This window comes from Microbacterium testaceum StLB037 (assembly GCF_000202635.1).
Lineage (GTDB): Bacteria > Actinomycetota > Actinomycetes > Actinomycetales > Microbacteriaceae > Microbacterium > Microbacterium testaceum_F.
The window spans coordinates 1,290,879-1,313,895 of sequence record NC_015125.1; the positions used below are offsets into that span (position 1 = coordinate 1,290,879).

Consider the following 23,017-nt stretch of genomic DNA (forward strand, 5'->3'; position numbering starts at 1 on the left):
CGCCACGCACCGCAGTCGCATGGCCGGAATCACCCAGGCGGGGTCGGCCGCGACATCGAGAGGAAAGAGAAGAGGGAGCCGCCCCCGATGGGGGCGGCTCCCTCGCGTGAGCGATCAGCCTCTATTCGTTCGCGGAAGATTGCTCATCGACCGGCGGCAGGAAGAATTCACGCTCATCGAGAAAGGCCAGCGCTTGCTTCCGGGTCGACACTCCGAGTTTGCGGTAGAGCGTACTCAATTGCACTTTCACCGTATTGACGCTCACGCCGTCCTTTTCGGAGATTTCTTTATTCGATGCCCCGTCGTAGATACTCCAGGCAAGTGATTCTTCGCGAGACGTCAAGACCGGAACGACCGATGGCGATGGGGGATTCGGCAGGCTACCGCGGTACTGCTCGAGCCGAGACAGGAACTCAGCCGCCTCCGGCGTCACGTCGCCGAGCCACTCGGCGACGTCTCGCAGATCGACGGCGGCCAGACCGATGATCAAAGCCGGCGAAAGGCGCGCCCGAGCCGCCATCCGGAGTCCGTCCGTCAGTGACCGGCGCGCTCGGACGTGCTCACCCAGCCGATACTGCGCCACCCCCCGCACGAGCATGATGGCCACGGCTGCGCGCAGGCCGAGTTCAGAGACGCGTCGGAGGCAGGGTTGGGTCACCCGAAGGGCAGATCGGTAGTCCGCCGTCATGAGGAACGCCAGGGCACGCGGGGCTTCGAGGCAGACGATGGGCGGGGTCGGGAGGTCGATGCCGCTCGCCACGGCCAGCGCGCGTCGCGGCTCCCCCCGCAGCAGCAGCGCGTCGAGGTAGAGGCTCAGCAAGAACCCACGCATCATCCAGCGACCCCGCGACGATCCACAGTCCAGGAGGCCGCTGCCGAGGCAGACGGCTTCATCGATCTGGCCGGAGAGCACGTACGCCTGCACGCTGACCACGTCCGCCGCGTACTGCACGTAGTCATCCCTCCCCCCGATCCCGCGCAGGTCCGCAGCCGCACGCCGGAGGCCGTCCGCGTCTCCCTCGTTCGCGAGCACGAAGGATCGCGCCACGCTCAGGACATAGGAATCGTGCGACCAGGAAGGATCGTTCCGCCGCGCGAGGCCGTCGCATTTCGATATCTGACCCGACGCTGCCGCCATGTTCCCCCGGAGGCTCAGGCAGAGAGCGAGGACGCTTTTCGCGCGGAATGTTTCAGCCGCATTCGCACTCATACTCAGAGCCCTGCGCGCATGAAGGGCGGCGGTGGAAACATCCCCGAGAGCACAATAAGCCTCCGCAGCGTTCGCCTCGAGGAAAAACATTTCCCGACGATCCAGCGAAACGGACGAACGAAGGTGGTGATGACGCCAGTAGCGCCCCAAGAGATATGAGCAACTTTCGATATCATCCATACGCGCATGGGCGATGAGCGCTGCACTCAACACCGAAACTTCTTCTTTAGGAATGTTTTGCGGTTCCGTGCGCATAGGAAATGATCTCACGTAATTGAGATCGAAAATCGCAGCAGCCTCCACCGTCGGCAGCGTGCTCGCATTCACTCGACGCGCCGACTCATTCACCACGTCGCATGATTCGAAAAGACTCACGACTCTCCCCCGTCATCACTCGAGACTCAATCCACGAAAGGTCAAGAAGTTCCAATTGCGCCTCTGCGGAACAGGCGCGACTCGATACGGCGTGTAACCGTACAGGATTCGGTACGCGCACTCCGGCCCCGGTCCAGGGCGAAAGGGCGCGCGCGAATCCGCCCCGTCCGCGCGTCGCGCACGCGGCACGATGAGCTGCTCCACGCCGAAAGTCCACGAGACGACAAGCCGATTCAGCCACCGCCCTCAGAGGTGCACGACGCCCCCGGCGACAGAAGCACGCTCGAACCCGCCCTTTGAAAGCGCTCTCATCTTCATACCAGGGACACGTCGCACGAGGGTATCCACGGCGTGTCGCGCTCGTCTCAGCGGCCGCGAGGAGCCGTTGCGGCGCCATCCGCCCCACTTCTCGCCGCTCCGTCGCGGCGCCCGTCGAAGCACCCCGACGGCCTCGCTCTCATATCCGGCGCGCGCGATATGGCCTTCCTCCGTCAACGACGGAAGTGATATATGCGCATTCCGAGAGAACATTCGCCGATCGAGGGCCGTTCCGGCATATCCCGTAATTCGCCACGACCGGAGCCCTGGACCGCGCCACAGGCGAGCGCGGCACCCAGCACGCGTAAACTAGGCGATGGTGCGTCGGGAAGTCTGGTCGACATTTCGTTGACCGACCCTTCTGGAGGCTTCATGAGCCACGACACCGTCCGCGCGCCGAGCTGGCCCGGCTACGCCGAAGTCCACCGCGTCACGACCCTGCTCCGCCGCGAGTCCGTCGGCGGGATGGTGCTCGTCGTCGCCGCCCTCGCCGCGATCGTCTGGGCGAACTCGCCCGCGTCGGAGGCGTACTTCGCGTTGCGGGATCTCCGCTTCGGCTACGAGCCGTGGCATCTCGAGCTGAGCGTGGGCGCGTGGGCGGCCGACGGGTTGCTCGCGATCTTCTTCTTCCTGGTCGGTCTCGAGCTCAAGCGCGAGATCGTCGTCGGGAGTCTGCGACGCTTCCAGACCGCGATCGTGCCGGTGACTGCGGCCTTCGCCGGCGTCGCCGTGCCCGCGGTCATCTATGTCGCGATCGTGCACACGCAGCCGAGCCTCCTGGCCGGCTGGGCGATCCCCACCGCGACCGACATCGCGTTCGCCGTCGCCGTGCTCGCCCTCGTCGGCTCGCACCTGCCCGGTCCCCTGCGCATCTTCCTGCTGACGCTCGCGGTCGTCGACGATCTGATCGCGATCGCGATCATCGCGATCTTCTACACCAGCGACATCTCGCTCGTGCCGCTCGCCGTTTTCGCCGTGCTCGTGGTCGCGTACGGGGTGATCGCCCACCGCGCCCGCGCGTGGTTCTCGCGCAACGCCTGGGGTGCCTGGGTCGTGCTGCTGCCGATCGGCTTCGCCGCGTGGGCGTTCCTGCACGCGTCGGGCGTGCACGCCACGATCGCGGGCGTCGCTCTGGCGTTCACGATCCCCGTCGCCGCGTCGAAGCGGCAGCCCGAGCACCACGGCATGGACCTCGCCGAGCAGTTCGAGCACCGCTTCCGCCCGCTTTCCAGCGGCATCGCGGTCCCGATCTTCGCGTTCTTCGCGGCGGGCGTCGCCGTGGGAGGCGGCGAGGGAATCGTCCGCGCGCTGAGGGACCCCGTGACGATCGGCGTCGTCGCGGGACTCGTACTCGGCAAGCCCCTCGGCATCCTGCTCGGCGTGCGCCTGCTCACACTCGTGACGAAGGTGCGTCTCGACCCGGCGCTGAAGTGGATCGACCTCGCGGGCGTGGGCCTCTTGGCCGGCATCGGCTTCACGGTCTCGCTGCTCATCGCCGAGCTGAGTTTCGGTGACGGCTCGCCCCACACCGACGACGCGAAGATCGCGATCATGGTCGCCTCGCTCGTGGCATCCGTCCTCGCGTCCTGCGTACTGCTCGTGCGCAACCGTCGCTACAAGCAGCTGGCGCGGGACGAAGAGGTGGATGCCGACCACGACGACGTCCCGGACGTGTACCAGCAGCCGCTGCCACCGGAGCGCTGAGCGCTCAGACCACGGGCGCCACGCTCGAGTACTCCTCCAGCGCGACCGGCTCCCAGGCGGGAAGGATCTCGTCGAGGATGAACCGCCCCGCTTCGCGCCACATCTCGACGATCTCCTCGTCGGGAACCGCGTCCAGCTCGGCGCGGGTGAGGAGGCGGATGTCGGTCGACTCCCCGTCGCCGGGGGCGCCCGCCGGCTCCTCGGCGGTGACGAGCGCGTAGAGCAGATCCGTGTGGAAGTGCGCCGGGTCGGGCGAGGTGCACGCGGTCGACGACAGCACCGGAACGGGATGCGCCGCAGCGTCCGTGAGCCGACGCAGGCGCACCGGCGGCTGGAGCAGCCGCACCTGCTCCGGCCGATACCCGGACTCCTCGACGAGCTCGCGCTGCACCGCCGCCCACGGGGTCTCGTCGTGCTCGACGTGACCGCCGAACATCATGAGCTTCCGAGCCCGCCGGTGCAGGTGGTAGCTCAGGCGCGGTTCGGGTCCGTCGGTGCGCACCACGAAGAAGCTGACGGTGGCGTCGTGATCACCGGGGCGGGTGTGCAGGTGGGGCATCGGGCGTCTGTCCTTCGGCGGGTGGGCGGGTGTCCACGGTATCGACCCCGCACCGCCTCGATCTGCCCGGCTCCGGCCCGGCTCGGCTCGGCCCGGCTCGGCTCGGCTCGGCTCGGCTCGGCTCGGCTCGGCCCGTCACGAGAACAGGGGATGCCACGGAAACAGGGCGATCCGCGCGAGAACGGCCTGTCCCGGTGGCATCCCCTGTTCTCATGACGTCCGGAGGCCGCGGGCGCGAGACCGACGCATGGCGCGGGCGCCGGCCCGAGAGCAGCGCGCCTCAGCCCAGACCCATCTCCTGCAGCACCCCCGTCTTCGTGCGGGTGAAGGCCTCGACCTCGCCGTCCTCGCCCTCGCCGAATCGGGTCGAGTACCCCTCGCCGCGCGGGCGGGACGCGAAGAGGGCCTCCACGGCGCCGGACAGATCGGCCGAGACCGTGGAGCCGCCCGGCGACAGCTCGCCGTACCCGGCGACGATGGAGACGTCGACGTGGTTCTGCTCCGCCACCGGGATCACCGCGACCAACACGGCGCGCAGCAGGTCCTCGGACACCGCGTAGCCCGGGGTCGCGTCGAGGTCGGCGGCGTCGGCGGGCTCGATGCTCACGTCGACGCGCAGCTGGCAGGGGCCCTCGCAGTTGTCGCTCCCCTTCTCGGCGACGACACGCCAGCCTCCGCCGTCGGCCGCTCCGCTCTCGTCGATCGCGGCCTGGATCGGCGGGATGGCCTTCTCGATGTCGCTCTTGCTCGACCCGAAGGGGTCGTCGAACGGCGATCGTCCGTCGACCAGGGGAATCACGAAGCAGCCCGACAGAGCCACGGCCATCACCCCGGCAAGCGCCGCAGCGAGCACCCCTCTGATCGCCCCGCGTGTCCCGCTCATCCCCGTCGCCCTCCTCAGTCGAAGATCTGCGACGAGATCTCCGACAACCACGCGCGCGCGTTGATGTTCACCGTCTCGAGGTAGATCCACACCCCGTCACGCGCGACCACGACGTCCTCGGTCTCGGCGGTGCCGCCCGCCTTCACGCAGTACTGGGCGCCGAAATCCTCCGCCGCCTGGCACTCGTACCCCTGCGCGCCGAGACCCGCGACGCCGGCGGTGACATCGGCGTCCGACGCGGTGCTGACGATCAGCAGCACCGCGGCCGCCTCCTCCTGGATCCAGTTGCACGACAGCGCCGTCGTCGCGTTCGCGGGCGCCGGCCGCACGAAGCCGTCGGCGTGCTGAGCCGTGAGCCCGCCCACCGTCTCCTGCCGTGTGGCCGCCGTGCCGAGATCATCACAGGATGCCGGGATCGAGGCCGACGGCGCCGTCGGGGCCGAGGGCTCGGATGACGCGGAAGGAGTCGGCGACGCACTCGGAGCGGTGGCCGACGGCGAGGCGACGGTCGTCGTGGTCGGTGCGGGAGCGGGGTCGTCCGGGACGCACCCGGTCAGCCCGGCGATCGCTCCGATCAGCAGCGCTCCCGTGATGGCGATGGATGCACGACGCATGGTGAAACCCCCTCCGCGGAGCAACGCTCTCCGGTGCCGCCCGCTCTTCCTGCGCTCAACATAGCCGGGTTCGCCCGCCGCCTCACCCAGCGCTTGACCCTCACGTGGCGTGAGGGAACACGCTGTGACCATGAACGAGAATTTCGACGCCTTCGACATCAGCCCCGTCCCCCGTCCCGGCCCGGGCGCCGCCGCTCCGCCGCTGTACCGCGGCATCTACGGCATGCCCATGTTCGTCACCGTCCCGACCACCGACCTGGCGGCATCCATCGACTTCTGGACCCGCGGTCTCGGATTCTTCGAGCTGTTCGGCATCCCCGGCCAGATGGTGCACCTGCGGCGATGGGCGTTCCAGGACGTCCTGCTCGTGTCCGGCGAGACGATCGCATCCCCGTCGCCCGCGAGCGTGAGCTTCGCGTGCGTCCTCGACCAGATCGATCCCCTGATCTCGTCGTTGGATGCCGTCGGGGCCACCCCCGAGGTCCGCGACACCCCGTGGAACACCCGCGACGTCGAGGTCATCACCCCCGAGAATGCGCGCGTCCTGTTCACCGCGGCCAAGGTGTTCGACCCGGCGAGCGTCGAGGGGCGGAACCTGCAGTCGGTGGGGATCGGGCGCGACGACAATGGGTCCCATGAGTGAGCACGGGATGCCGGTGGGCGAGACGGCGGCCCGCCTCGGGCTGACCGTGCGCACCCTGCACCACTGGGATGAGATCGGTCTCGCGCGCCCGGCCGCGCGCTCCACCGCCGGCTACCGGCTCTACACCGACGACGACCTCGAACGCCTTCGCCGCATCGTGGTCTACCGCGAGCTCGGCCTGGATCTCGACGCCATCCGCGCGGTGCTCGACGAGCCGGGTGGAGACGTCGCCGCGCAGCTCCGCGTCCAGCGGGCCCAGCTCGCCCAGCGCATCGCGCAGCTGCAGGACCTCGACGAGGATCTCGAGCGCATGATCGCGGCGCAGGAGCGCGGCATCCTGCTCTCCGAGGATGAGCAGCGCGCGACCTTCGGACCCGGCTGGGACACGAACTGGCCCGCCGAAGCGCGGGATGCCTACGGCCGCTCGCCGCAATGGCAGCAGTACGCCGAGCGGTCGGCATCCCGTTCCGCCGACGACTGGGCCGCGGTGACGCGGGAGGTCTCCGCCTTCGACGACCAGCTCGGAGCCGCTCTCGACGCCGGCGTCCAGCCCGGCGATGCCGCGGCCGACGCGCTCGTCGACCGGCATCGCGAGGTGTTCTCGCAGTACTTCCCCGTCACCCGGCAGATGCAGGTGCACCTCGGCCGGATGTACGCCGCCGACCCCCGCTTCGCCGCGCACTACGACGCGATCCGCCCGGGACTCGCGGCGTGGCTGCGCGACGCGATCGAGGCCAGCGCCCGCGCGCACGGCATCGACCCCGACACCGCTCGGTGGGAGTGATCAGGCGGAACCGCGCTCGACGATCTCGGTCGGGAGGATCGTCGCGTGGACGGCCGGTCGTCCGGCGAGGATGTCGAGGAGAACGGATGCCATGTGCCGCCCCTGCATGAGCGAGGGCTGGCGCACGGTGGTCAGCCCGGGGGTCAGCGTCGTCGCGACCGCGGAGTCGTCGAAGCCGATCAGCGCGATGTCCCGGCCGACCTCGAGTCCCCGATCGCGGAGAGCCGTGTAGGCGCCCCGAGCCATCAGGTCGCTCGCCACGAAGAGGGCGTCGGGGAGCTCGCCCGCCGACAGGATGCGGTTCATCGCGAGGGCACCGCCCATCTCGGTGAAGTCGCCGTCTTCGATCGCGACCGGCTCGAGTCCGGCGTTCGCCATCGCGGCGCGGAACCCCTGGATGCGGTCGAGCGAGGCGGGCATGTCGAGGGGCCCGGAGATGGTGCCGATCCGACGGTGGCCGCGATCCAGCAGGTACTGCGTGGCCCCGCGGGCGCCCTCGACGTTGTCGACGTCGACGTAGTAGTCGTCGGCGCGCACCTTCGGGGGGCGACCGCCGTAGACGACCGGCACGACATCGGCGATGCGCTCCAGGAACGTGTCGCTCGTGTGGTGCGAGGCGACGATCGCTCCGTCGACGCTGCCCCCGCGCAGGTACCCCAGCGCCTTCGCGCTGGCGTCGTCGCTCGCGATGAGCATGTTCATGACGAAGTCGGTCTCGCCGACCACCTCGCCGATCCCGGCGACGATCGATGCGAAGAACGGGTCGCCGAAGAAACGATCGGTCTGCTCCGGGATGATCAGCGCGATGGCGCGGGTCTGCCGGCTCGCGAGCGAGCGCGCCGCGCGATTGGGGACGTATTGCAGTTCCTCGATCGCGCGGCGCACCGCTTCGAGGGCGGCGGGAGAGACCGCGGTGGAGCCGTTGACGACACGGGACACCGTCGAGCGCGAGACTCCGGCGCGAGCGGCGACTTCTTCGATCGTGGCGGCGCCCCGCACGGGTGCGAGTTCCATCGCGTTCCCTCCTCCGGGCCCTCGCGCGGCCTACACCGCGGCTGCGGTGACCAAAGCGCGCTCGGCGATGATGCGAGCGTACTGCTGCCCGGAGTCCTTCACCGTGCGCGTCTGCGTCTGGTAATCGACGTAGACGATGCCGAAGCGCTTCTCGTATCCCCAGGCCCACTCGTAGTTGTCCATGAGCGACCAGTAGAAGTACCCGCGGACGTCGACGCCCTGCTCCACGGCATCCAGAACCGCTCCGAGGTGGGACTCGACGAACGCGACGCGCTCGGTGTCGTGCACGTGCGCCTCCCCGCCCTCGGCCCCGCCCTCGACGACGAGCTCGTCGTCGTAGGCGGCGCCGTTCTCGGTGACGTAGAGGGCCACGCCGGCCTGGGCTGCGTACTCCTCGCTGACGTGGACCAGCAGACGGGTGAGCCCCTCGGGCTGCACCTCCCAGTGCATGCTCGTGCGGTCGAGGCCGCGGTCGTGCCAGTAGAGGTTGTGGTGCGCGGGGAACGGCGACGCGATCTGCCGCTCCGTCGGAGCGTCGCCCGCGGGCGGGTTGACGAGCGGGGGCGTGCCGCCGACGAACTCCCCGTGGTAGTAGTTCACGCCCAGGGTGTCGATCGGCGTCGAGATGATGTCGAGGTCGCCGGGCTGAACGGCCGCCTGCCACGCGGACACCGCATCGGCGTCGGTCTTGCGGAAGTCCTTGATGATGTCGGCGGGGTACTCGGCGCGGAACACCGGCTCGAGGAACCAGCGGTTGAACTGCCCGTCCACCCGTCGCGCCGCGTCGATGTCGGCCGGGTTGGTCGGGTCGACGGCATCCGCCACCGTGAGGTTCAACGTGAGCCCGAGGTTCAGCGAGGAGTCGCGGGCGCGGAGCTCGCGCACGGTCTGGCCGTGGCCCAGCAGCAGGTGGTGCGCCGCGAGCATGCCCTCGGCCTGCGAGTAGTGCCCGGGGGCGTGGGCGCCGGCGGTGTAGCTGAGGAACGACGAGCACCAGGGCTCGTTGAGCGTCGTCCACACGTTCACGCGATCGCCGAGCGCGTCGTGCATGTCGAGGGCGTACTCGGTGAACCTCTCGCTCGTCTCGCGCACCGTCCAGCCGCCGCGGTCCTGCAGGGCCTGCGGGAGATCCCAGTGGTACAGGGTCAGCCACGGGAGGATGCCGGCATCCAGAAGCTCGTCGACGAGGCGCTTGTAGAAGTCGACGCCCTTCGGGTTGAGGGCGCCGCCGTCGGGACGCACGCGCGACCACGACGTCGAGAACCGGTAGGTCTGCAGACCGAGGCTCTTCATGAGCTGCACGTCGCCGGCGTAGCGGTGGTAGTGATCGCACGCGACATCGCCGTTGTCGGCGTTGATCACGGCGTTCGGGACGCGGCTGAAGGCATCCCAGATCGAGGCGGTGCGGCCGTCCTCGAACGCGGCACCTTCGATCTGGTAGGCCGCGGTCGCGGCACCGAAGAGGAAGCCCTCGGGAAAGGCTCGGGTGTCGGACATGGTTCGGGTTCCTTCCGTGGGCGCGAGGGTCATCCCTTCACCGCCCCTTGCATGATGCCACTGACCAGCTGCTTGCCCGCGAAGACGAACAGCAGGAGCAGCGGAACCGTCGACAGCAGCACACCCGCGAGCACGACCGAGTAATCGACGAAGTAGTTCGACTGCAGCAGCGACAGCGCCACCGGCAGCGTGGGGTTCTGGCGGTCGAGCACGATGAACGGCCAGAAGAAGTTGTTCCACGCGGTGACGAAGGTGAACAGGCCCAGCATCGCCGCGGCGGGGCGGGCGGCGGGGACTCCCACCGTGAGGAAGGTGCGGAACGAGCTCGCCCCGTCGACGCGGGCGGCCTCGATGAGCTCGTCGGGAACGGCCTGGCGCAGGTACTGCGTCATCCAGAACACCCCGAACGCGCTCGTCAGCGCGGGAACGATGACCGCGCCGATCTGGCCCGTCCACCCGATCTCACTGAAGAGGATGTACAGCGGCACGACGCCGAGCTGTGTGGGCACGGCCATCGTCGCGACGACGAACAGCAGCAGCCACGGGCCGCCGCGGAAGCGGAGCTTGGCGAACGCCCAGCCCGCGAGGGTCGAGAAGAAGACGACGGATGCCGCGATGAGAGCCGAGCTGAAGATGGAGTTCCACAGCCCCGTCCAGAAGTTGACGGCGGGGTTGTTCAGGACGGCCGCGGCGTTCGTGAAGAAGTTACCGCCCGGGATCCACGACAGTTCCGTGTTGCGGATCGTGGACGAGTCCCCGGAGCCGATCAGCAGCGCCCAGTAGTACGGCACGATCGCGGCGAGGAGGACGACGCCGAGGCTGGCGTAGACGAACCAGCCGGGACGCGAGCCCCGCACGGCGCGAGGACGGCGGCGTGACGGCGTCGGGTCGGCCGCCGCGGTGACGGGAGAGGTGTCGATGACGCTCATGACCGTGCGCCCTTTCCGGTGGATTCGGCGGCGACGCGCTGCTTCGTCGCCCGCGCGGCGGCGCGGCGCTGGGCACGGGTGAGGCCGTCGCGGGTTCCCTCGTCGCGGACGAGCGAGCGACTGATGAAGAGGTTGAGCGCCCCGATGACGAGGATGATGAGGAAGAGGATCCACGCGAGCGCGGCCGCTCGACCGAAGTTCCACTCGCCCCAGCCGAGCTTGTAGAGGTAGAGCGAGATGGTCAGCCACTGGTTGTTGGAACCGCCGGTGCCGCCCTGGTCGAACATGCGCGGCTCGTCGAAGATCTGCAGGCCGCCGATGGTGGACGTGATGATCACGAAGATGAGGGTCGGCTTCAGGCTCGGCAGGGTGATCGAGAAGAACTGACGCACCTTGCCCGCGCCGTCGACGGTCGCCGCCTCGTAGTACTCGCGGGGCACGGCCTGCATGGCCGCGAGGAGGATGAGGGTGTTGTAGCCGGTCCAGCGGAAGTTGACCATCGTGGCGATCGCGATGTGGCTGGCGAAGGTGTCGGAGTGCCATCCCACCCCGGGCAGGCCGATGCGGCCGAGCAGCGTGTTCACGATGCCGTACTGGTCACCGAACATGTTGCTGAAGATCAGGGCGACCGCGACGGGGGCCATGACGTAGGGCACGAGAACGCCCATGCGCCAGAGCGTCTTCGCCCGGATGTTCTGGTCGAGCATCGCCGCGATGAAGACCGCGAAGAGCAACTGCGGCACGGTCGACAGCACGAAGATGCTGAAGGTGTTGCGCAGGGCGTCCCAGAACGCGGGCTGCGAGAGCACGTAGGCGTACTGGTCGAAGCCGACGAAGGTGCCCGAGCCGCGGATCTGGTCCCAGTCCATGAACGAGATGACACCCGTGTACAGGATCGGGAAGAGGCCCGTGACGAGGAAGAGGATGAAGAACGGGGAGATGTAGAGGTACGGGGAGAGCTTCAGATCCCAGGCGCTGAGCTTCGAGCCGAACCCGACGCGTCGGGGGGTGCGGGCGGGGGGACCGTCGGGGGCGGATGCCGCGGGGGCCGCGGGCGGCTGCAGTGTCGTGGTCATGAGGTTCCTTCCGGGGGTACGGGCCGGGCGCACGAGGCGCCCGGCCCGCGACGTCCGAGGTCAGCCGATGGCTTCCACCTGCGAGACCCACTGGTCCCACGAGGTCTGGGCGTCCTGCGTGTTCTGGTCGACGCGCAGGAGCGCCTTCGACATCGCGTCGTTCACCTGGAAGTAGTACTGGCCCTTGAACGGCGTCACCGTCACGGCGTTCGCGCGGTTCGTGAAGATCTCACCGATCGGGGCGTCGTTGAAGTAGGCGTTCTTCGCGTCGAGGAGGTCGGTCGACTTCAGCGCGTCGACCTGGCTCGGGAAGGTGCCCGCCTGCTGGAAGAACTTGACCTGCTGCTCGGGCGAGGTCAGCCAGTCCGCGAGGGCCTGCGCCTCAGCCACGTGCGGGCCGTTGGCGGGGACGGTCAGGTACGAGCCGCCCCAGTTGCCGCCGCCGTTGGGGAACACGTCCGCGATCTTCCAGCCGGAGACCTCGGGGGCGTTGCCCTCGATCTGCGTCAGCATCCAGCCGGGGCAGGAGAGCGTCGCGAACGCGCCGTTCGCCATGCCCGCGTACCAGTCGGTGGACCACTGCTCGAAGTGCGCCGACTGCGTCTTGCTGGCGTCGAGCGTCTCGGTGTAGATCTTCTTGACCTCGGGGTTGGTCGTGGCGGTGATCTCGCCCGAGTCGGGGTTCTCGTAGGCCGCCTCGACCTGGTTGATCATGCCCTGGTACACGCTGCTGGCGGAGTCGAAGAACGGCTTGCCGGTGGCGGCGACGTACTTGTCACCCATCTCGAAGTACTTCGACCAGTCACCCTGGAGCGCGGCCGCGACATCGGCGGGCTCGCTCGGCAGACCGGCGGCCTCGAAGAGGTCGGAGCGGTAGCAGATCGCCTCGGGGCCGATGTCGGTGCCGTAGCCGACGAGGTTGCCCGAGGGGTCGGTCGCTGCCTTGACCTTCCAGTCCAGCCAGCGGCTCTTGAGGTCGTCAGGGACGGGGGCGAGGAGGTCGGAGTACTTCATGACCTCGGGAAGCCAGTCGACCTCGATGGCCTCGATGTCGGCCAGGCCGCTCTTGCCCAGCTTCTGGAAGTAGTTGGCACGGGCGTCGTTCGACTTGGCCGCGCGGTTGTGCACGATCTTCACGTTCGGGTGCTCGGCGGTGTACGCGTTGAGCAGCTCGTCGGTGTAGCCGAAGTCGTTGAACGTCGCGACGGTGAGGGTGACCTCCTCGTCGCTGCTGCCGGCGGCAGCACCCCCGCCGCCGGAGCAACCGGCCAGCACGAGGGCAGAGGTGGAGGCGACGGCTGCCGCGAGGGCGACGCGGCGCAGGGCGCGTGATTTCACAGGACACTCCTTTGTGGTGGATGCGAACCGACGAGGGTGATCTGCCCCCGGCCTCAGGTGTGGGAGCGCTCTCATCGATTTCGTCGAGAGTATGGGATCGCTCCCACGACGTCAAGGGAGCGCTCCCAAATCGACGACACGTCGCGAGATCGCACGTCCGTGTCGAGGTCGCACCGCGTTGCGCACAGCCCTCTGTCATCTCGCGCGGAACGTGTGATCTCGGCAGCGGACCCGCGCCCGACGCGCACCACGCGGCACGCGGCGCCCTGCGTAGAATGGGAGGACACGCCCACCGACTCCTGGAGCTGCTGTGCCCACCATCGTCGTCGACGTCATGCCCAAGGCCGAGCTTCTCGACCCGCAGGGAAAGGCCGTCGCCGGCGCCCTGTCGCGTCTCGGCGAGAACCGCTTCTCCGACGTGCGCATCGGCAAGCGCTTCGAGCTCACCGTCGAGGGCGAGGTCGACGAGGCCATCCTCGCCCGTGCCCGCGAGCTCGCCGACGAGATGCTCTCGAACGCCGTCATCGAGGACGTCGTCAACATCGAGGTCGTGGAGTGACCGCCCGCATCGGGGTCATCACCTTCCCCGGTTCGCTCGACGACCGCGACGCGCAGCGCGCGATCCGCCTCGCCGGCGCCGAGCCGGTCGCCCTGTGGCACGGCGAGCACGACCTGAAGGGCGTCGACGCCTTGGTCCTGCCGGGCGGCTTCAGCTACGGCGACTACCTGCGCGCGGGTGCCATCGCCGCCTTCGCGCCGATCATGGCCGAGGTGAAGGATGCCGCGGGCAAGGGCATGCCCGTCCTCGGCATCTGCAACGGCTTCCAGATGCTCGTCGAGGCGCACCTGCTGCCCGGCGGCCTCATCCGCAACGCGCACCAGCAGTTCATCCGCCGCGACCAGCGCCTGCGCGTCGAGAACGCCTCGACCGCGTGGACGAGCGACTTCTCCGAGGGCGACGAGATCGTCATCCCGCTCAAGAACGCCGACGGCGGTTACATCGCGGATGCCGAGACCCTGGCCCGCGTGAACGGCGAAGGCCTCGTGGCCTTCCGGTACGTCGGCGTGAACCCCAACGGTTCGCTCGACGACATCGCCGGCCTCACCAACGAGCGCGGCAACGTCGTGGGCCTCATGCCGCACCCCGAGCACGCGGTCGAGCCCGGCTTCGGCCCCGGCACGAGCGCCGCCATGCGCTCCGGCGTCGACGGCCTGGGCTTCTTCACCTCGGCGATCACCGCCGTGGTGGGCGCCGCGGCCTGACGCCTCGCTCGTGACCGAGAAGCGCTCTCCCGACCAGGACGCGCTGATCGATCGCATCCTGCACCTCTGGCGGGCGGATGCCGAGACCCTGCCCTCCGAGCCGCGCCTGGCCGAGCTGACCGGCGCGAGCCGCAACTCGGTCCGCGAGGCCCTGATCCGCCTCGAGGAGCGCGGGTACGTGCACCGCACGCAGGGCGCGCGCACCTCGCCGAATCGACGTCTCCCCGGTATCGGTCGCCGCATCGACGAGCAGTTCGACCACTCGCTGTCGATCCGCTCCGCCGGCTACGAGCCGACGCTCGAGGTCGTCTCGGCGGACCGGCTCGCGCTGACCCCGGGCGCTCACCGCTACGACGATCTGCCCGACGGCACCGAGGTGCTGCGCACCCGCAAGATGTGGCGCGTCGACGGGGCGCCGTACGCCCTCGCCGAGGACCTCGTGCCGCTCACCCGCCCGGCCGACCTCGACCCGCATCGTCCGGTGTTCGATCTCGCGGAGGAGGCCAATGGCATCCGGGTCGCGTGGGAGACCCTGTGGATCGACGCGATCGCCCTCGACGCCGAGCGCGCCGGGATCCTGGATGCCGAGCCCGGCACGCCGGTGATCGAGATGACGTACTGCGGGTACGGGGCGGACGACGCGATCGGCTACTGGTCGCGAGAGGTGCAGCTGCCGGCGCCCGCGGGCCTGCGGAATGCGCTGATCCGGCGCGTGCGGTCCTGAGCCCGGTCCGCGAGGACTCCCTGGGACAAGGCATCCGGGAGAAGATGAGAGCATGTCTCGTCCCGTGATCCAGACCGACGTCGGCTCCGTGGCGGGAGCCCGGCACGAGGGAGTCGAACGCTACCTCGGCATCCCGTACGCCGAAGCTCCGGTGGGGCCTCGGCGCTTCGCCGCCCCCGCGCCGGCCGCCGGCTGGGACGGTGTGCGGGAGGCGACCGCGTTCGGGCCGACCTCACCGCAGTCCCCGTACCCCGGCGCCATCGGAGAGCTCCTGGCCTCGGCGATCATCCCGGGCGACGACATCCTCACGGTCAACGTCTGGCGACCGGAGGATGCCGACGGCGCCGCCGTCCTGCTCTGGTTCCACGGCGGGGCCCTCGAGCGGGGCACCGCGGCGCTCAGCACGTACGACGGCACCCCGTTCGCGCGCGACGGCGTCGTCTTCGTCTCGGCGAACTACCGACTGGGGGCGGAGGGGTTCTCCGTCCTGCCCGACGCCCCGCGGAACCTCGGGCTCGCCGACGCGGCGGAAGCGCTGCGGTGGACGCATCGAAACATCTCCCGGTTCGGCGGAGACCCGTCGCGCATCACGATCTTCGGGGAGTCCGCCGGCGGAGCCGTCGTGGCCGCCCTCCTCGCCCGCGAAGACCTCCGCCCGATGATCGCCGGCGCCATCATCGAGTCCGGCCCGCTCGACGCCGAGACCCCGCAACGCGCGGGGCGGGCCACCCGCGCCATCGCGCGCTCGCTCGGCGTCGAGGCCTCGGCCGAGGCCCTTCGCCAGGTCGAGCCGGAACGGCTCGTGGCCGCGCGCGACGCGATCGCCGCTCGATCGACCCTCCTGCGGGCAGCACCGGGGTTCACGGCGGCGGTCGATCCCGAGACCCTTCCCGACTCTCCGCGGCGCGCGATCGTCACGGCGGACGTGCCCGTGATGATCGGCACGAACACGGACGAGTACCGCCTCTGGTATCCGCCCGAAGCCCTCGCCGCGCTGAACCGGCGCACGTACGCCCTGCTCGCCCTGGCGAAGCGCCTTCCCCGGGGCGTCTGGGCGGCATACCGACGCGCCCTCCCCGAGGCGTCGACCGGCGAGATCATCGGGCAGGTGATCACGGACTCGATCCTGCGCGCGCCCACCGTCGAGGTCGCTCGAGCCCGCACCGCCCCCACCTTCGTGTACGAGTTCGCGTGGCAGAGCCCGGTGCGTGATCTGCGCGCCGCGCACGCCCTCGAGATCGGCTTCGTCTTCGACGCGCTCGATGATCCGGCGTCGGAGCGTCTGGCGGGGACCGCAGCGCCCGCCGCGCTCGCGGAACGCATGCACGGCGACTGGATCCGCTTCGCCGAGACGGGCGATCCGGGCTGGTCGACGTTCGCGGACGGCGAGCGCGTCCGCCGCTACGACACCGTCACGCGGGATGTGCCTCTCCCCCGCGCCGAGGCTCTGGCCGCGCTCATGCGCTGAACGCGGCAGACAGGGCGCGGGATGCCAGCGCGTCGCGTTTCGCCCACGTAAAGACGCCGTGACGTTGTTGGACAAGTCGCTCCGCGACTTGTTGGACAAGCGTACGCTCGCCTCACCCGACGAAAGCGAGCCGTCATGCCCGAGACCCTCACGACCCACCCCCTCCCCTCCGAGATCGTCACCCCCGCCGGATTCGAGCCGTTCGGCGTCGTGCTGACCCCCATGGAGGACGGCACCCCGTTCACGGCGGAAGAAGCCGTACTCGATGTGTCGAACGGCATCCCGCGCTTCTACCTCATGCACCTCGAGGACAAGGCGCCCGAGTTCGTGCGCGTCACGCGACACCTCGAGACCACGCAGACGCTCATGGCGGTCGGCGACGTCGAGTGGACCATCGCCGTCGCCGCGCCCGGGATCGAGGAGCCGACGCTCGACGACCTGCGGGCCTTCCGCATCCCTCCGCGCACGGCGATCACGATGCGCAAGGGCACGTGGCACGCGGGCCCCTTCTTCGCCGAGCCGAGCATGGACTTCGTCAATCTCGAGCTCGACGACACCAACGTCACCGACCACCACAACCACCGCTTGGACGACGCCTTCGGGGTGCGCGTCGTCATCGACGCGGAGTGACGATGCTCACCCCGCTGGTCGACGCCGGAGCGCGCCTCGCCGCCCTCGAACGCGAGGCAGCGCACCAGGCCGCGCTCAGCGCGGGCGACGGTCGCGCGTGGGTCGGCGAGCGCGACGGGATCCACCCCGTCGTGATCGTCGGTGCGGGACAAGCCGGCCTCGTCCTCGCGCGGGGCCTCCGCCGCCGCGGCATCGACGATGTCATCGTGCTCGACGCCGCCCCGGCCGGATCGGCCGGACCCTGGACGACCTACGCCCGCATGCACACGCTGCGGACGCCGAAGGACATCGCCTGGCCGACCTGGGGCACCCCCGCCGTCAGCCCGCGGGCGTGGTTCGAGGCCGTGTACGGCCTCGACGCCTGGGACGGGATCGAGTTCTTCCCGACGGTCGCGTGGCACGGGTTCCTGCAGTGGTACCGAGAGGTCTCGGCGATCACGGTCGTCCCTTCGACGCGGGTGACGGCGATCGTGCCGGGTGACGGACCCCTGCGACTCGCGCTCGAGGGTCCCGACGGCACGTGGACGCTGGAGGCGCACCACGTCGTGCTCGCGACCGGAATCGAGGGGGCCGGCGGCCGCCACATCCCCGCTCTCCTCGACGGACTCCCCGCCGACCGGGTCCACCACACGCACGATGACATCGACTTCGCCGCCCTCGCGGGCCTGCGGATCGGCATCCTCGGCGCGGGCACCGGCGCGTTCGACAACGCCGCGACCGCCCTCGAACACGGCGCCGCGAGCGTCGATGTGCACATGCGCCGCGCCGCGATGCCGCAGGTCAGCCCATACCGCTGGATGGAGTTCGCCGGTCTCATCGAGAACTACGGCACGTTCACCGACGCGCAGAAGTGGGCGTTCAACGTCCATCTCTCCGCCGTCGATCAGCCCGCCACGCAGAACGCGCTCTGGCGCGCGCACGCCTTCGACGACTTCCGTTTCCTCACGTCGTCGCCGTGGGAGAGCGTCGCGTGGACGGGCAGCGACATCGCCGTCACGACGCCGCGTGGCATCCATCACTATGACGTCGTCCTCGCCGCGACCGGCATCGTGTCCGACCTGGTACGGCGCGCTGAGCTGGCGAACGTGGCTCCGGATGCCACCCTGTGGAGCGATCGCCTCAGCCCCGAGGCCGCGGCCCAGAACCCGGGGCTGGCCGCGTTCCCGTATCTCGACGACGATTTCGGCCTCGTGGACCGGAACGGGGGCGAGGCCCTCTCGCGCATCCACCTGTTCAATCACGGCGCGCGGATCAGCCAGGGGATGCTGAGCCACCAGATCCCGGGGCTCGTGGGCGGAGCGACCAAGCTCGCGGCGGCCCTCTCCCGCCGCCTGTTCGCGCGGCAGTCCGACGAGTTGCTCGCGGAGTACCTCGCGTACGACGTGCCCGTCGGCGTGCACATCGGTCGACGCGCGCAACCCGCCTCCGCCGAGAAGCCCGCGGCGGTAGCGTCTTCCTGATGACGACCGCGATCCCCCTCACCGTGTCCGTTCCGACCGCCCGCCTCCGCGATGACCTCGGGACACTCCCCGACGGCGTCGAGGTGGTGATCTGGGACATGAAGGATGCCGCTCCGCGCGAGCGCTTCGACATGGTCGTGCCGCCGTACATGTCGATGGACGGGGTGATCGAAGCCCTCTCGGGCGTCGAGGTCGGGCTCGTCCAGAGCCAGTCGATCGGCTACGACAACGTCGAGGGACGCCTGCCCGAGGGGCTCGTGTTCGCGAACGCCTCCAGCGTGCACGAGACGGCGACCGCGGAGCTCGCCGTCGCTCTCACGCTCGCCGCGCAGCGTCGGCTCCCCGACTTCGTCCGGGCCCAGGACCGCGGCGAGTGGACGGGCGGGGGCGCCGCGGGGCTCGCCGACCGACGCGTCACGCTCCTGGGCTTCGGTGGCGTCGGCCGCGCGATCGCCGCACGGCTGAAGCCCTTCGAGGTCGACCTCCGCGCCGTCGCTTCGCACGGACGCCTCCAGGACGAGGTCGAGGTGTTCCCGCTCGGCAAGCTCTCCGAGGTGCTCGCCGACACGGACATCCTCATCGCCTCGCTCCCCGGCGGCGACGCCACCCGGCACATCATCGACCACGCGGCGCTGTCGGCGCTTCCCGACGGCGCGCTCGTGGTCAACGTCGGCCGTGGCCCCCTCGTCGACACCGACGCCCTCGTCGACCACGTGCGACGCGGCCGCATCCGCACGGCGCTGGACGTGACCGACCCCGAACCCCTGCCCGCCGGCCACCCGCTGTGGAGCCTCGAGGGAGCCCTCGTCGTCCCGCACGTCGGAGGAGCGACGGATGCCATGCACCCCCGCATCGCGCGCCTCGTCCGCCGGCAGATCGACCGCCTCCGCGCCGGCGAGGAGCCGCTGAACGTGGTGATCGGCGGCTGACGCCCCGACCGCCGTCGCGCAGCCGCTCCGGTGCGCGTCGAGTGTCCAAGAAACCCGGACGCCGCGCGATTCCGTTCCGTGTGTTTCGGACACTCGAACGGTGAGGTGACGCCGGTCAGCCGCCCGCGCGAGCCGCGTAGGCGTTCGCGGCGGCGGCGACATCGTCGACGTAGGTGTCGAGGTGGTTGTACGAGAACACCGCTCGGCGCCACCCGGCCGGACTCGTCATCTCGCCCGCGGCGCACAGATACCGCCCCGCCGCCAGTGCCGCGTCGTCGATCTGGTTCGGGTCGGCGATGCCGTCGCCGTTCGCGTCGGCACCCCAGCGCTGCCACGTCGAGGGGATGAACTGCAGGGGTCCGACGGCGCGATCCCAGACGGTGTCGCCGTCGAAGCGGCCGCCGTCGGTGTCGGAGATGGCCGCGCTCGCGGTGCCGTCCAGGGCGATCCCCCGGATGGGCGGATCGGGATACCCATCCGCGCGGAGCGAACCGCCGTCGTGCGTGCCGTGAGCGGACTCGATCGCACCGAGGCCCGCGAGCGTGTTCCACCCGAGACCGCAGCCGGGCTGCTCCGCCCGCAGGGTCAACGAGGCCGCGGCGTAGGCGCGCAGAGCGCGTTCCGGGATGCCGGTCCGCACCGCCACCGTTCCGGTCCAGGCCGGATCCGGTGAGACGGTGGCGACACCGGCCGTTCGCTGCGCCGAGTGAGACACCGCCGCGTCTGCGGCAGGGGTCGAGAGGGCGGATCCCGCGGAGACCGCCGGCACCGTGGCATCCCCCTCCCCCGCTGCCTCGGGCCAGTGGTCGACGCGCGCCGCGGATCGCTCGACGTCGAGGGCCACCGCCTGCGCCTGCGCGACGAAAGCACCTCCGCCGCCCACCAGCAGCACGAGCGCGAGCAGCCACGGCCAGAGCGGCCGGTGCGGAGCCTCGTCGAGGTCCACGGACACCTCCCGGGCGCCCGTCAGGTCGGACGCACGCGGCGACGCTAGACCGCGCCCTCGACGCCGACGTGAACGGTCGGGATACGGCATCCGTCCCGGCCCACGGGCGCGTCGCGAGGTCAGCCGCGAAAGCCCGCCGGGTTCGACAGCAGGTCGGCGAACGCCAGCTCGGCGGGGCCGACGAGCATGAGGCGCGAGCGCAGGTGGGCGCGTTCGAGACGGATCGTGCGACCCTCCGCACCGAGGGGATGGACGCGCACCGCGTCGGCGAGACGCTCACGGCTCACCGAAAGCAGCGCGCCGAGGTAGCCGGAGAGCACGACCGTCTCGGGGCTGAACGCGTTGACGAAGTTCGTCAGGGCGATCGACAGCACCTCGACCTGCCGGGTGACCTCGGTCATCACGCGAGGGTTGCGCGCGACGCCGAGCTCGACGTCGAGCTCGTCCTCGTCGAGCTTGCGACGACCCAGGAGCGGTTCGAGGATGTCGAGGCTGACCTCGGCCTCGAGGCATCCGCGACGTCCGCACACGCAGCGCCGACCCCGGGGGTCGACGACCGTGTGACCCAGCTCGCCCGCGTAGCCGGACGTGCCGCGGAGGAGCGTGCCGTCGATGATGAGCCCGCCGCCGATGCTGTGCATCGCTCCGCCGAGGTAGAGCAGGTTGCCCACGCCCACGCCGACGCCGAAGCGTGACTCGGCGAGGGCTCCGATGCTCGCGTCGTTGCCGGCGGTGACCGGCATGCCCAGCTGATCGCTGAGGCGGGCGGCGACCGGGTCGCGCTTCCACCCGAGGGTCGGCGACACGAGGACGGAGCCGTTGGCGTTCACCAGGCCCGGCACCGCGAGCCCGGCACCCACCACCCGGTAGTGACGGTCGATGTCGGCGCGCATGGCCTCGACCGAGGACTCCACGATCTGCACGAACCGGCGCGGTGAGGGCGGGCTCGCGGTGTCATGGCGGAGCCGCGCGTGCACGACGCCGCCGAGCCCGACGAGGGCCACCGTCACCGCGTGCGGTTCGGCGCGGACGCTCAGGGCGGCGACGTGGTCTTCGGGCTCGATGTCGAGCGTGGGGCGGCCGACCTTGCCGGTGCGCTCCCCGCCGGGGGCTTCGCGCACGAGACCCAGCTCGGTGAGCTCCATGACCAGTCCGGTCACGGTCGAGCGGTTCAAGCCCGTGGTGGCGCCGAGCTGCGCGCGTGAGAGCGCTCCCCGCGAGTGGAGGAGCGACAGCACGGACGCGAGGTTCTGCTGGCGGATCAGGTCGTTGGTCGTACGACCGGCCGGGGGTGCGAGCGGCGTCGCGGGCTCGAACACGGCAGGGGTCATGAGGGGCGCACCTCCCCCATCATCCCATCGGAGTCATCCGGACGAGAAACGCAGTGACGCGGATGGGGAGCGGGCCCCGGGGCCACGCTCCCCATCCGATCACGCACCGCCGTTGCGCCGCTTGTTGAAGATGTCGAACGCGACGGCCAGCAGCAGGACGATGCCCTTGATGGCCATCTGCCAGGCGGCATCCACGCTCAGGATCGACAGACCCATGTTCAGCACGCCCATGACGAGACCACCGACCACGGCGCCGATGACGGTGCCGATACCGCCCTGGACGGCGGCACCACCGATGAACACGGCGGCGATGGCATCCAGTTCGTAGTTCTGACCGGCGGATGCCACGGCCCCGCCGGCGCGAGCCGTGCTGACCACGGCGGCCAGGCCCGCGAGCACACCCATGTTCACGAAGATGAAGAAGTTGACCCACTTCGTCTTCACACCGCTCATCACGGCCGCGAACAGGTTGCCGCCCATCGCGTAGACGTGGCGACCGAAGGTCGTGCGGTTCAGCACGAACGTGTACGCGAGCACGAGCACGGCGAGGATGATCAGCACGATCGGGGTGCCGTTGTACGCGGCGAGGGTGAAGGCGACCGCCATGATCGCCACCGCGGCGATGGCGTTCTTCGCCCAGAACGACCACGCGACCTCGCGGGGCAGCTCGAGGCGACGCAGTGTCGCCCGTGTCCGCAGCTGCTGCGCGATGAGCGCGACCACGGCGACGAAGCCGAGCACGACCGTCAGGGAGTCCCAGACGCCGACGTACCCGAGGACCGGCGGCAACCACCCGGCGCCGATGGCCGTGAAGCCGTCGGGCAGGCCCGCGATGGTGCCACCGGTGAGCAGCACGAGCGTGAGACCGCGGAACAGCAGCATGCCCGCGAGCGTGACGATGAACGCGGGGATGCCGACGAAGGCGACCCAGAAGCCCTGCCAGGCACCGACGACGGCGCCGACGGCGAGCGAGAGGATGACGGCCAGCCACCAGGGCAGCCCCCACTGGTTCATCGCGATGGCCGCGATCGCGCCGACCATGGCGACCACCGAGCCGACCGACAGGTCGATGTGCCCGGCGATGATGACCATGACCATGCCGATCGCGAGGATCAGCACGTAGGCGTTCTGCTGGATGAGGTTGTTGACGTTGCCCGGCATCAGCAGGCGGCCGCCGGTGAGCACCTGGAACAGCACGATGATGATGACCAGGGCGGCGAGGATGCCGAACTGCCGGAAATTGATGCGGGACAGGATGCCGCGGCGGCGAGGACCCGGCTGGGTCGGCGCCTCGACCGTCTGAGTGGATGCGGTGGCCATTG

The 23,017-nt window shown here is 70.1% G+C and carries 22 protein-coding genes; 10 read left to right on the forward strand and 12 right to left on the reverse strand.

Translation table 11 applies throughout. The features are described 5' to 3' along the window. Positions 1 to 121 precede the first annotated feature (121 nt). The gene (locus tag MTES_RS05920; protein WP_158309748.1) at positions 122 to 1,585 is read right to left on the reverse strand and encodes a helix-turn-helix transcriptional regulator; all 1,464 of its coding nucleotides are present in this window, start codon (positions 1,583 to 1,585) and stop codon (positions 122 to 124) included. A gap of 690 nt (positions 1,586 to 2,275) precedes the next feature. On the opposite strand from MTES_RS05920, the gene nhaA reads away from it, so the two are divergent. Beyond that, positions 2,276 to 3,607: a Na+/H+ antiporter NhaA gene (gene nhaA, locus MTES_RS05925; RefSeq protein ID WP_013584306.1), complete on the forward strand. Its 1,332-nt coding sequence runs from the start codon at positions 2,276 to 2,278 to the stop codon at positions 3,605 to 3,607. 4 nt (positions 3,608 to 3,611) lie between these two features. Here nhaA and MTES_RS05930 read toward each other — a convergent pair whose 3' ends face one another. The 3 genes from MTES_RS05930 to MTES_RS05940 all read right to left on the reverse strand — a co-directional run bounded on the left by MTES_RS05930 (position 3,612) and on the right by MTES_RS05940 (position 5,663). Then, positions 3,612 to 4,166 (reverse strand): NUDIX domain-containing protein, encoded by a 555-nt coding sequence (locus tag MTES_RS05930; RefSeq protein ID WP_013584307.1) that lies wholly within the window; start codon positions 4,164 to 4,166, stop codon positions 3,612 to 3,614. A 280-nt stretch (positions 4,167 to 4,446) separates the two neighbouring features. Further along, positions 4,447 to 5,049 carry a hypothetical protein gene (locus tag MTES_RS05935; RefSeq protein ID WP_013584308.1) on the reverse strand — a complete coding sequence of 201 codons (603 nt, stop codon included), beginning with the start codon at positions 5,047 to 5,049 and terminating at the stop codon, positions 4,447 to 4,449. 14 nt (positions 5,050 to 5,063) lie between these two features. Then, positions 5,064 to 5,663 (reverse strand): hypothetical protein, encoded by a 600-nt coding sequence (locus tag MTES_RS05940; protein WP_043361098.1) that lies wholly within the window; start codon positions 5,661 to 5,663, stop codon positions 5,064 to 5,066. Positions 5,664 to 5,793: 130 nt separating this feature from the next. Here MTES_RS05940 and MTES_RS05945 point away from each other — a divergent pair, with 130 nt between their 5' ends. After that, positions 5,794 to 6,306, forward strand: coding sequence for a glycosyl transferase (locus MTES_RS05945; protein ID WP_043362244.1), 513 nt, complete (start codon positions 5,794 to 5,796; stop codon positions 6,304 to 6,306). After that, the gene (locus MTES_RS05950) at positions 6,299 to 7,090 is read left to right on the forward strand and encodes a MerR family transcriptional regulator (RefSeq protein WP_043361099.1); all 792 of its coding nucleotides are present in this window, start codon (positions 6,299 to 6,301) and stop codon (positions 7,088 to 7,090) included. Before MTES_RS05945 ends, MTES_RS05950 begins: the two co-directional genes overlap by 8 nt. Here the strand turns inward: MTES_RS05950 and MTES_RS05955 are convergent, their stop codons facing one another. Genes MTES_RS05955 through MTES_RS05975 form a run of 5 tightly spaced genes read right to left on the reverse strand, consistent with a single transcriptional unit; the run spans position 7,091 to position 12,944 of the window. Continuing rightward, a complete protein-coding gene (locus MTES_RS05955; protein WP_013584313.1) occupies positions 7,091 to 8,104 on the reverse strand; it encodes a LacI family DNA-binding transcriptional regulator in 1,014 nt (337 codons plus the stop codon). It lies immediately after the preceding gene. Positions 8,105 to 8,134: 30 nt separating this feature from the next. Next, the gene (locus MTES_RS05960) at positions 8,135 to 9,601 is read right to left on the reverse strand and encodes a GH1 family beta-glucosidase (RefSeq protein ID WP_013584314.1); all 1,467 of its coding nucleotides are present in this window, start codon (positions 9,599 to 9,601) and stop codon (positions 8,135 to 8,137) included. A gap of 29 nt (positions 9,602 to 9,630) precedes the next feature. Beyond that, the gene (locus MTES_RS05965; RefSeq protein WP_013584315.1) at positions 9,631 to 10,530 is read right to left on the reverse strand and encodes a carbohydrate ABC transporter permease; all 900 of its coding nucleotides are present in this window, start codon (positions 10,528 to 10,530) and stop codon (positions 9,631 to 9,633) included. Then, a complete protein-coding gene (locus MTES_RS05970; RefSeq protein ID WP_013584316.1) occupies positions 10,527 to 11,606 on the reverse strand; it encodes a carbohydrate ABC transporter permease in 1,080 nt (359 codons plus the stop codon). The genes MTES_RS05965 and MTES_RS05970 overlap by 4 nt, the downstream gene beginning before the upstream one ends. A gap of 60 nt (positions 11,607 to 11,666) precedes the next feature. Beyond that, the gene (locus MTES_RS05975) at positions 11,667 to 12,944 is read right to left on the reverse strand and encodes an extracellular solute-binding protein (protein ID WP_013584317.1); all 1,278 of its coding nucleotides are present in this window, start codon (positions 12,942 to 12,944) and stop codon (positions 11,667 to 11,669) included. A gap of 310 nt (positions 12,945 to 13,254) precedes the next feature. Here MTES_RS05975 and purS point away from each other — a divergent pair, with 310 nt between their 5' ends. The 7 genes from purS to MTES_RS06010 all read left to right on the forward strand — a co-directional run bounded on the left by purS (position 13,255) and on the right by MTES_RS06010 (position 19,418). After that, entirely contained in the window at positions 13,255 to 13,503 is a 249-nt protein-coding gene (gene purS, locus MTES_RS05980; protein WP_013584318.1) for a phosphoribosylformylglycinamidine synthase subunit PurS, read from the forward strand. Further along, the gene (purQ, locus tag MTES_RS05985) at positions 13,500 to 14,207 is read left to right on the forward strand and encodes a phosphoribosylformylglycinamidine synthase subunit PurQ (RefSeq protein WP_013584319.1); all 708 of its coding nucleotides are present in this window, start codon (positions 13,500 to 13,502) and stop codon (positions 14,205 to 14,207) included. Before purS ends, purQ begins: the two co-directional genes overlap by 4 nt. Before the next feature lie 10 nt (positions 14,208 to 14,217). Continuing rightward, entirely contained in the window at positions 14,218 to 14,931 is a 714-nt protein-coding gene (locus tag MTES_RS05990) for a GntR family transcriptional regulator (RefSeq protein WP_013584320.1), read from the forward strand. A 52-nt stretch (positions 14,932 to 14,983) separates the two neighbouring features. Continuing rightward, positions 14,984 to 16,399 (forward strand): carboxylesterase/lipase family protein, encoded by a 1,416-nt coding sequence (locus MTES_RS05995; protein ID WP_013584321.1) that lies wholly within the window; start codon positions 14,984 to 14,986, stop codon positions 16,397 to 16,399. A gap of 135 nt (positions 16,400 to 16,534) precedes the next feature. After that, a complete protein-coding gene (locus tag MTES_RS06000; RefSeq protein WP_013584322.1) occupies positions 16,535 to 17,029 on the forward strand; it encodes an ureidoglycolate lyase in 495 nt (164 codons plus the stop codon). Positions 17,030 to 17,031: 2 nt separating this feature from the next. After that, on the forward strand, positions 17,032 to 18,489 hold the full coding sequence (locus MTES_RS06005) for an FAD-dependent oxidoreductase (protein WP_013584323.1): 1,458 nt from the start codon (positions 17,032 to 17,034) through the stop codon (positions 18,487 to 18,489). Next, a complete protein-coding gene (locus MTES_RS06010) occupies positions 18,489 to 19,418 on the forward strand; it encodes a 2-hydroxyacid dehydrogenase (RefSeq protein WP_043361102.1) in 930 nt (309 codons plus the stop codon). The genes MTES_RS06005 and MTES_RS06010 overlap by 1 nt, the downstream gene beginning before the upstream one ends. A 115-nt stretch (positions 19,419 to 19,533) precedes the next feature. On the opposite strand, the gene MTES_RS06015 is transcribed toward MTES_RS06010, so the two are convergent. The 3 genes from MTES_RS06015 to mmsB all read right to left on the reverse strand — a co-directional run bounded on the left by MTES_RS06015 (position 19,534) and on the right by mmsB (position 23,015). Then, complete coding sequence (locus tag MTES_RS06015; protein ID WP_013584325.1) at positions 19,534 to 20,364, reverse strand: lytic transglycosylase domain-containing protein; 831 nt, start codon at positions 20,362 to 20,364, stop codon at positions 19,534 to 19,536. A 119-nt stretch (positions 20,365 to 20,483) separates the two neighbouring features. Further along, complete coding sequence (locus MTES_RS06020) at positions 20,484 to 21,695, reverse strand: ROK family transcriptional regulator (RefSeq protein WP_013584326.1); 1,212 nt, start codon at positions 21,693 to 21,695, stop codon at positions 20,484 to 20,486. Between the two features lie 99 nt (positions 21,696 to 21,794). Further along, the gene (gene mmsB, locus MTES_RS06025) at positions 21,795 to 23,015 is read right to left on the reverse strand and encodes a multiple monosaccharide ABC transporter permease (protein ID WP_013584327.1); all 1,221 of its coding nucleotides are present in this window, start codon (positions 23,013 to 23,015) and stop codon (positions 21,795 to 21,797) included. Between the last annotated feature and the right edge of the window lie 2 nt (positions 23,016 to 23,017).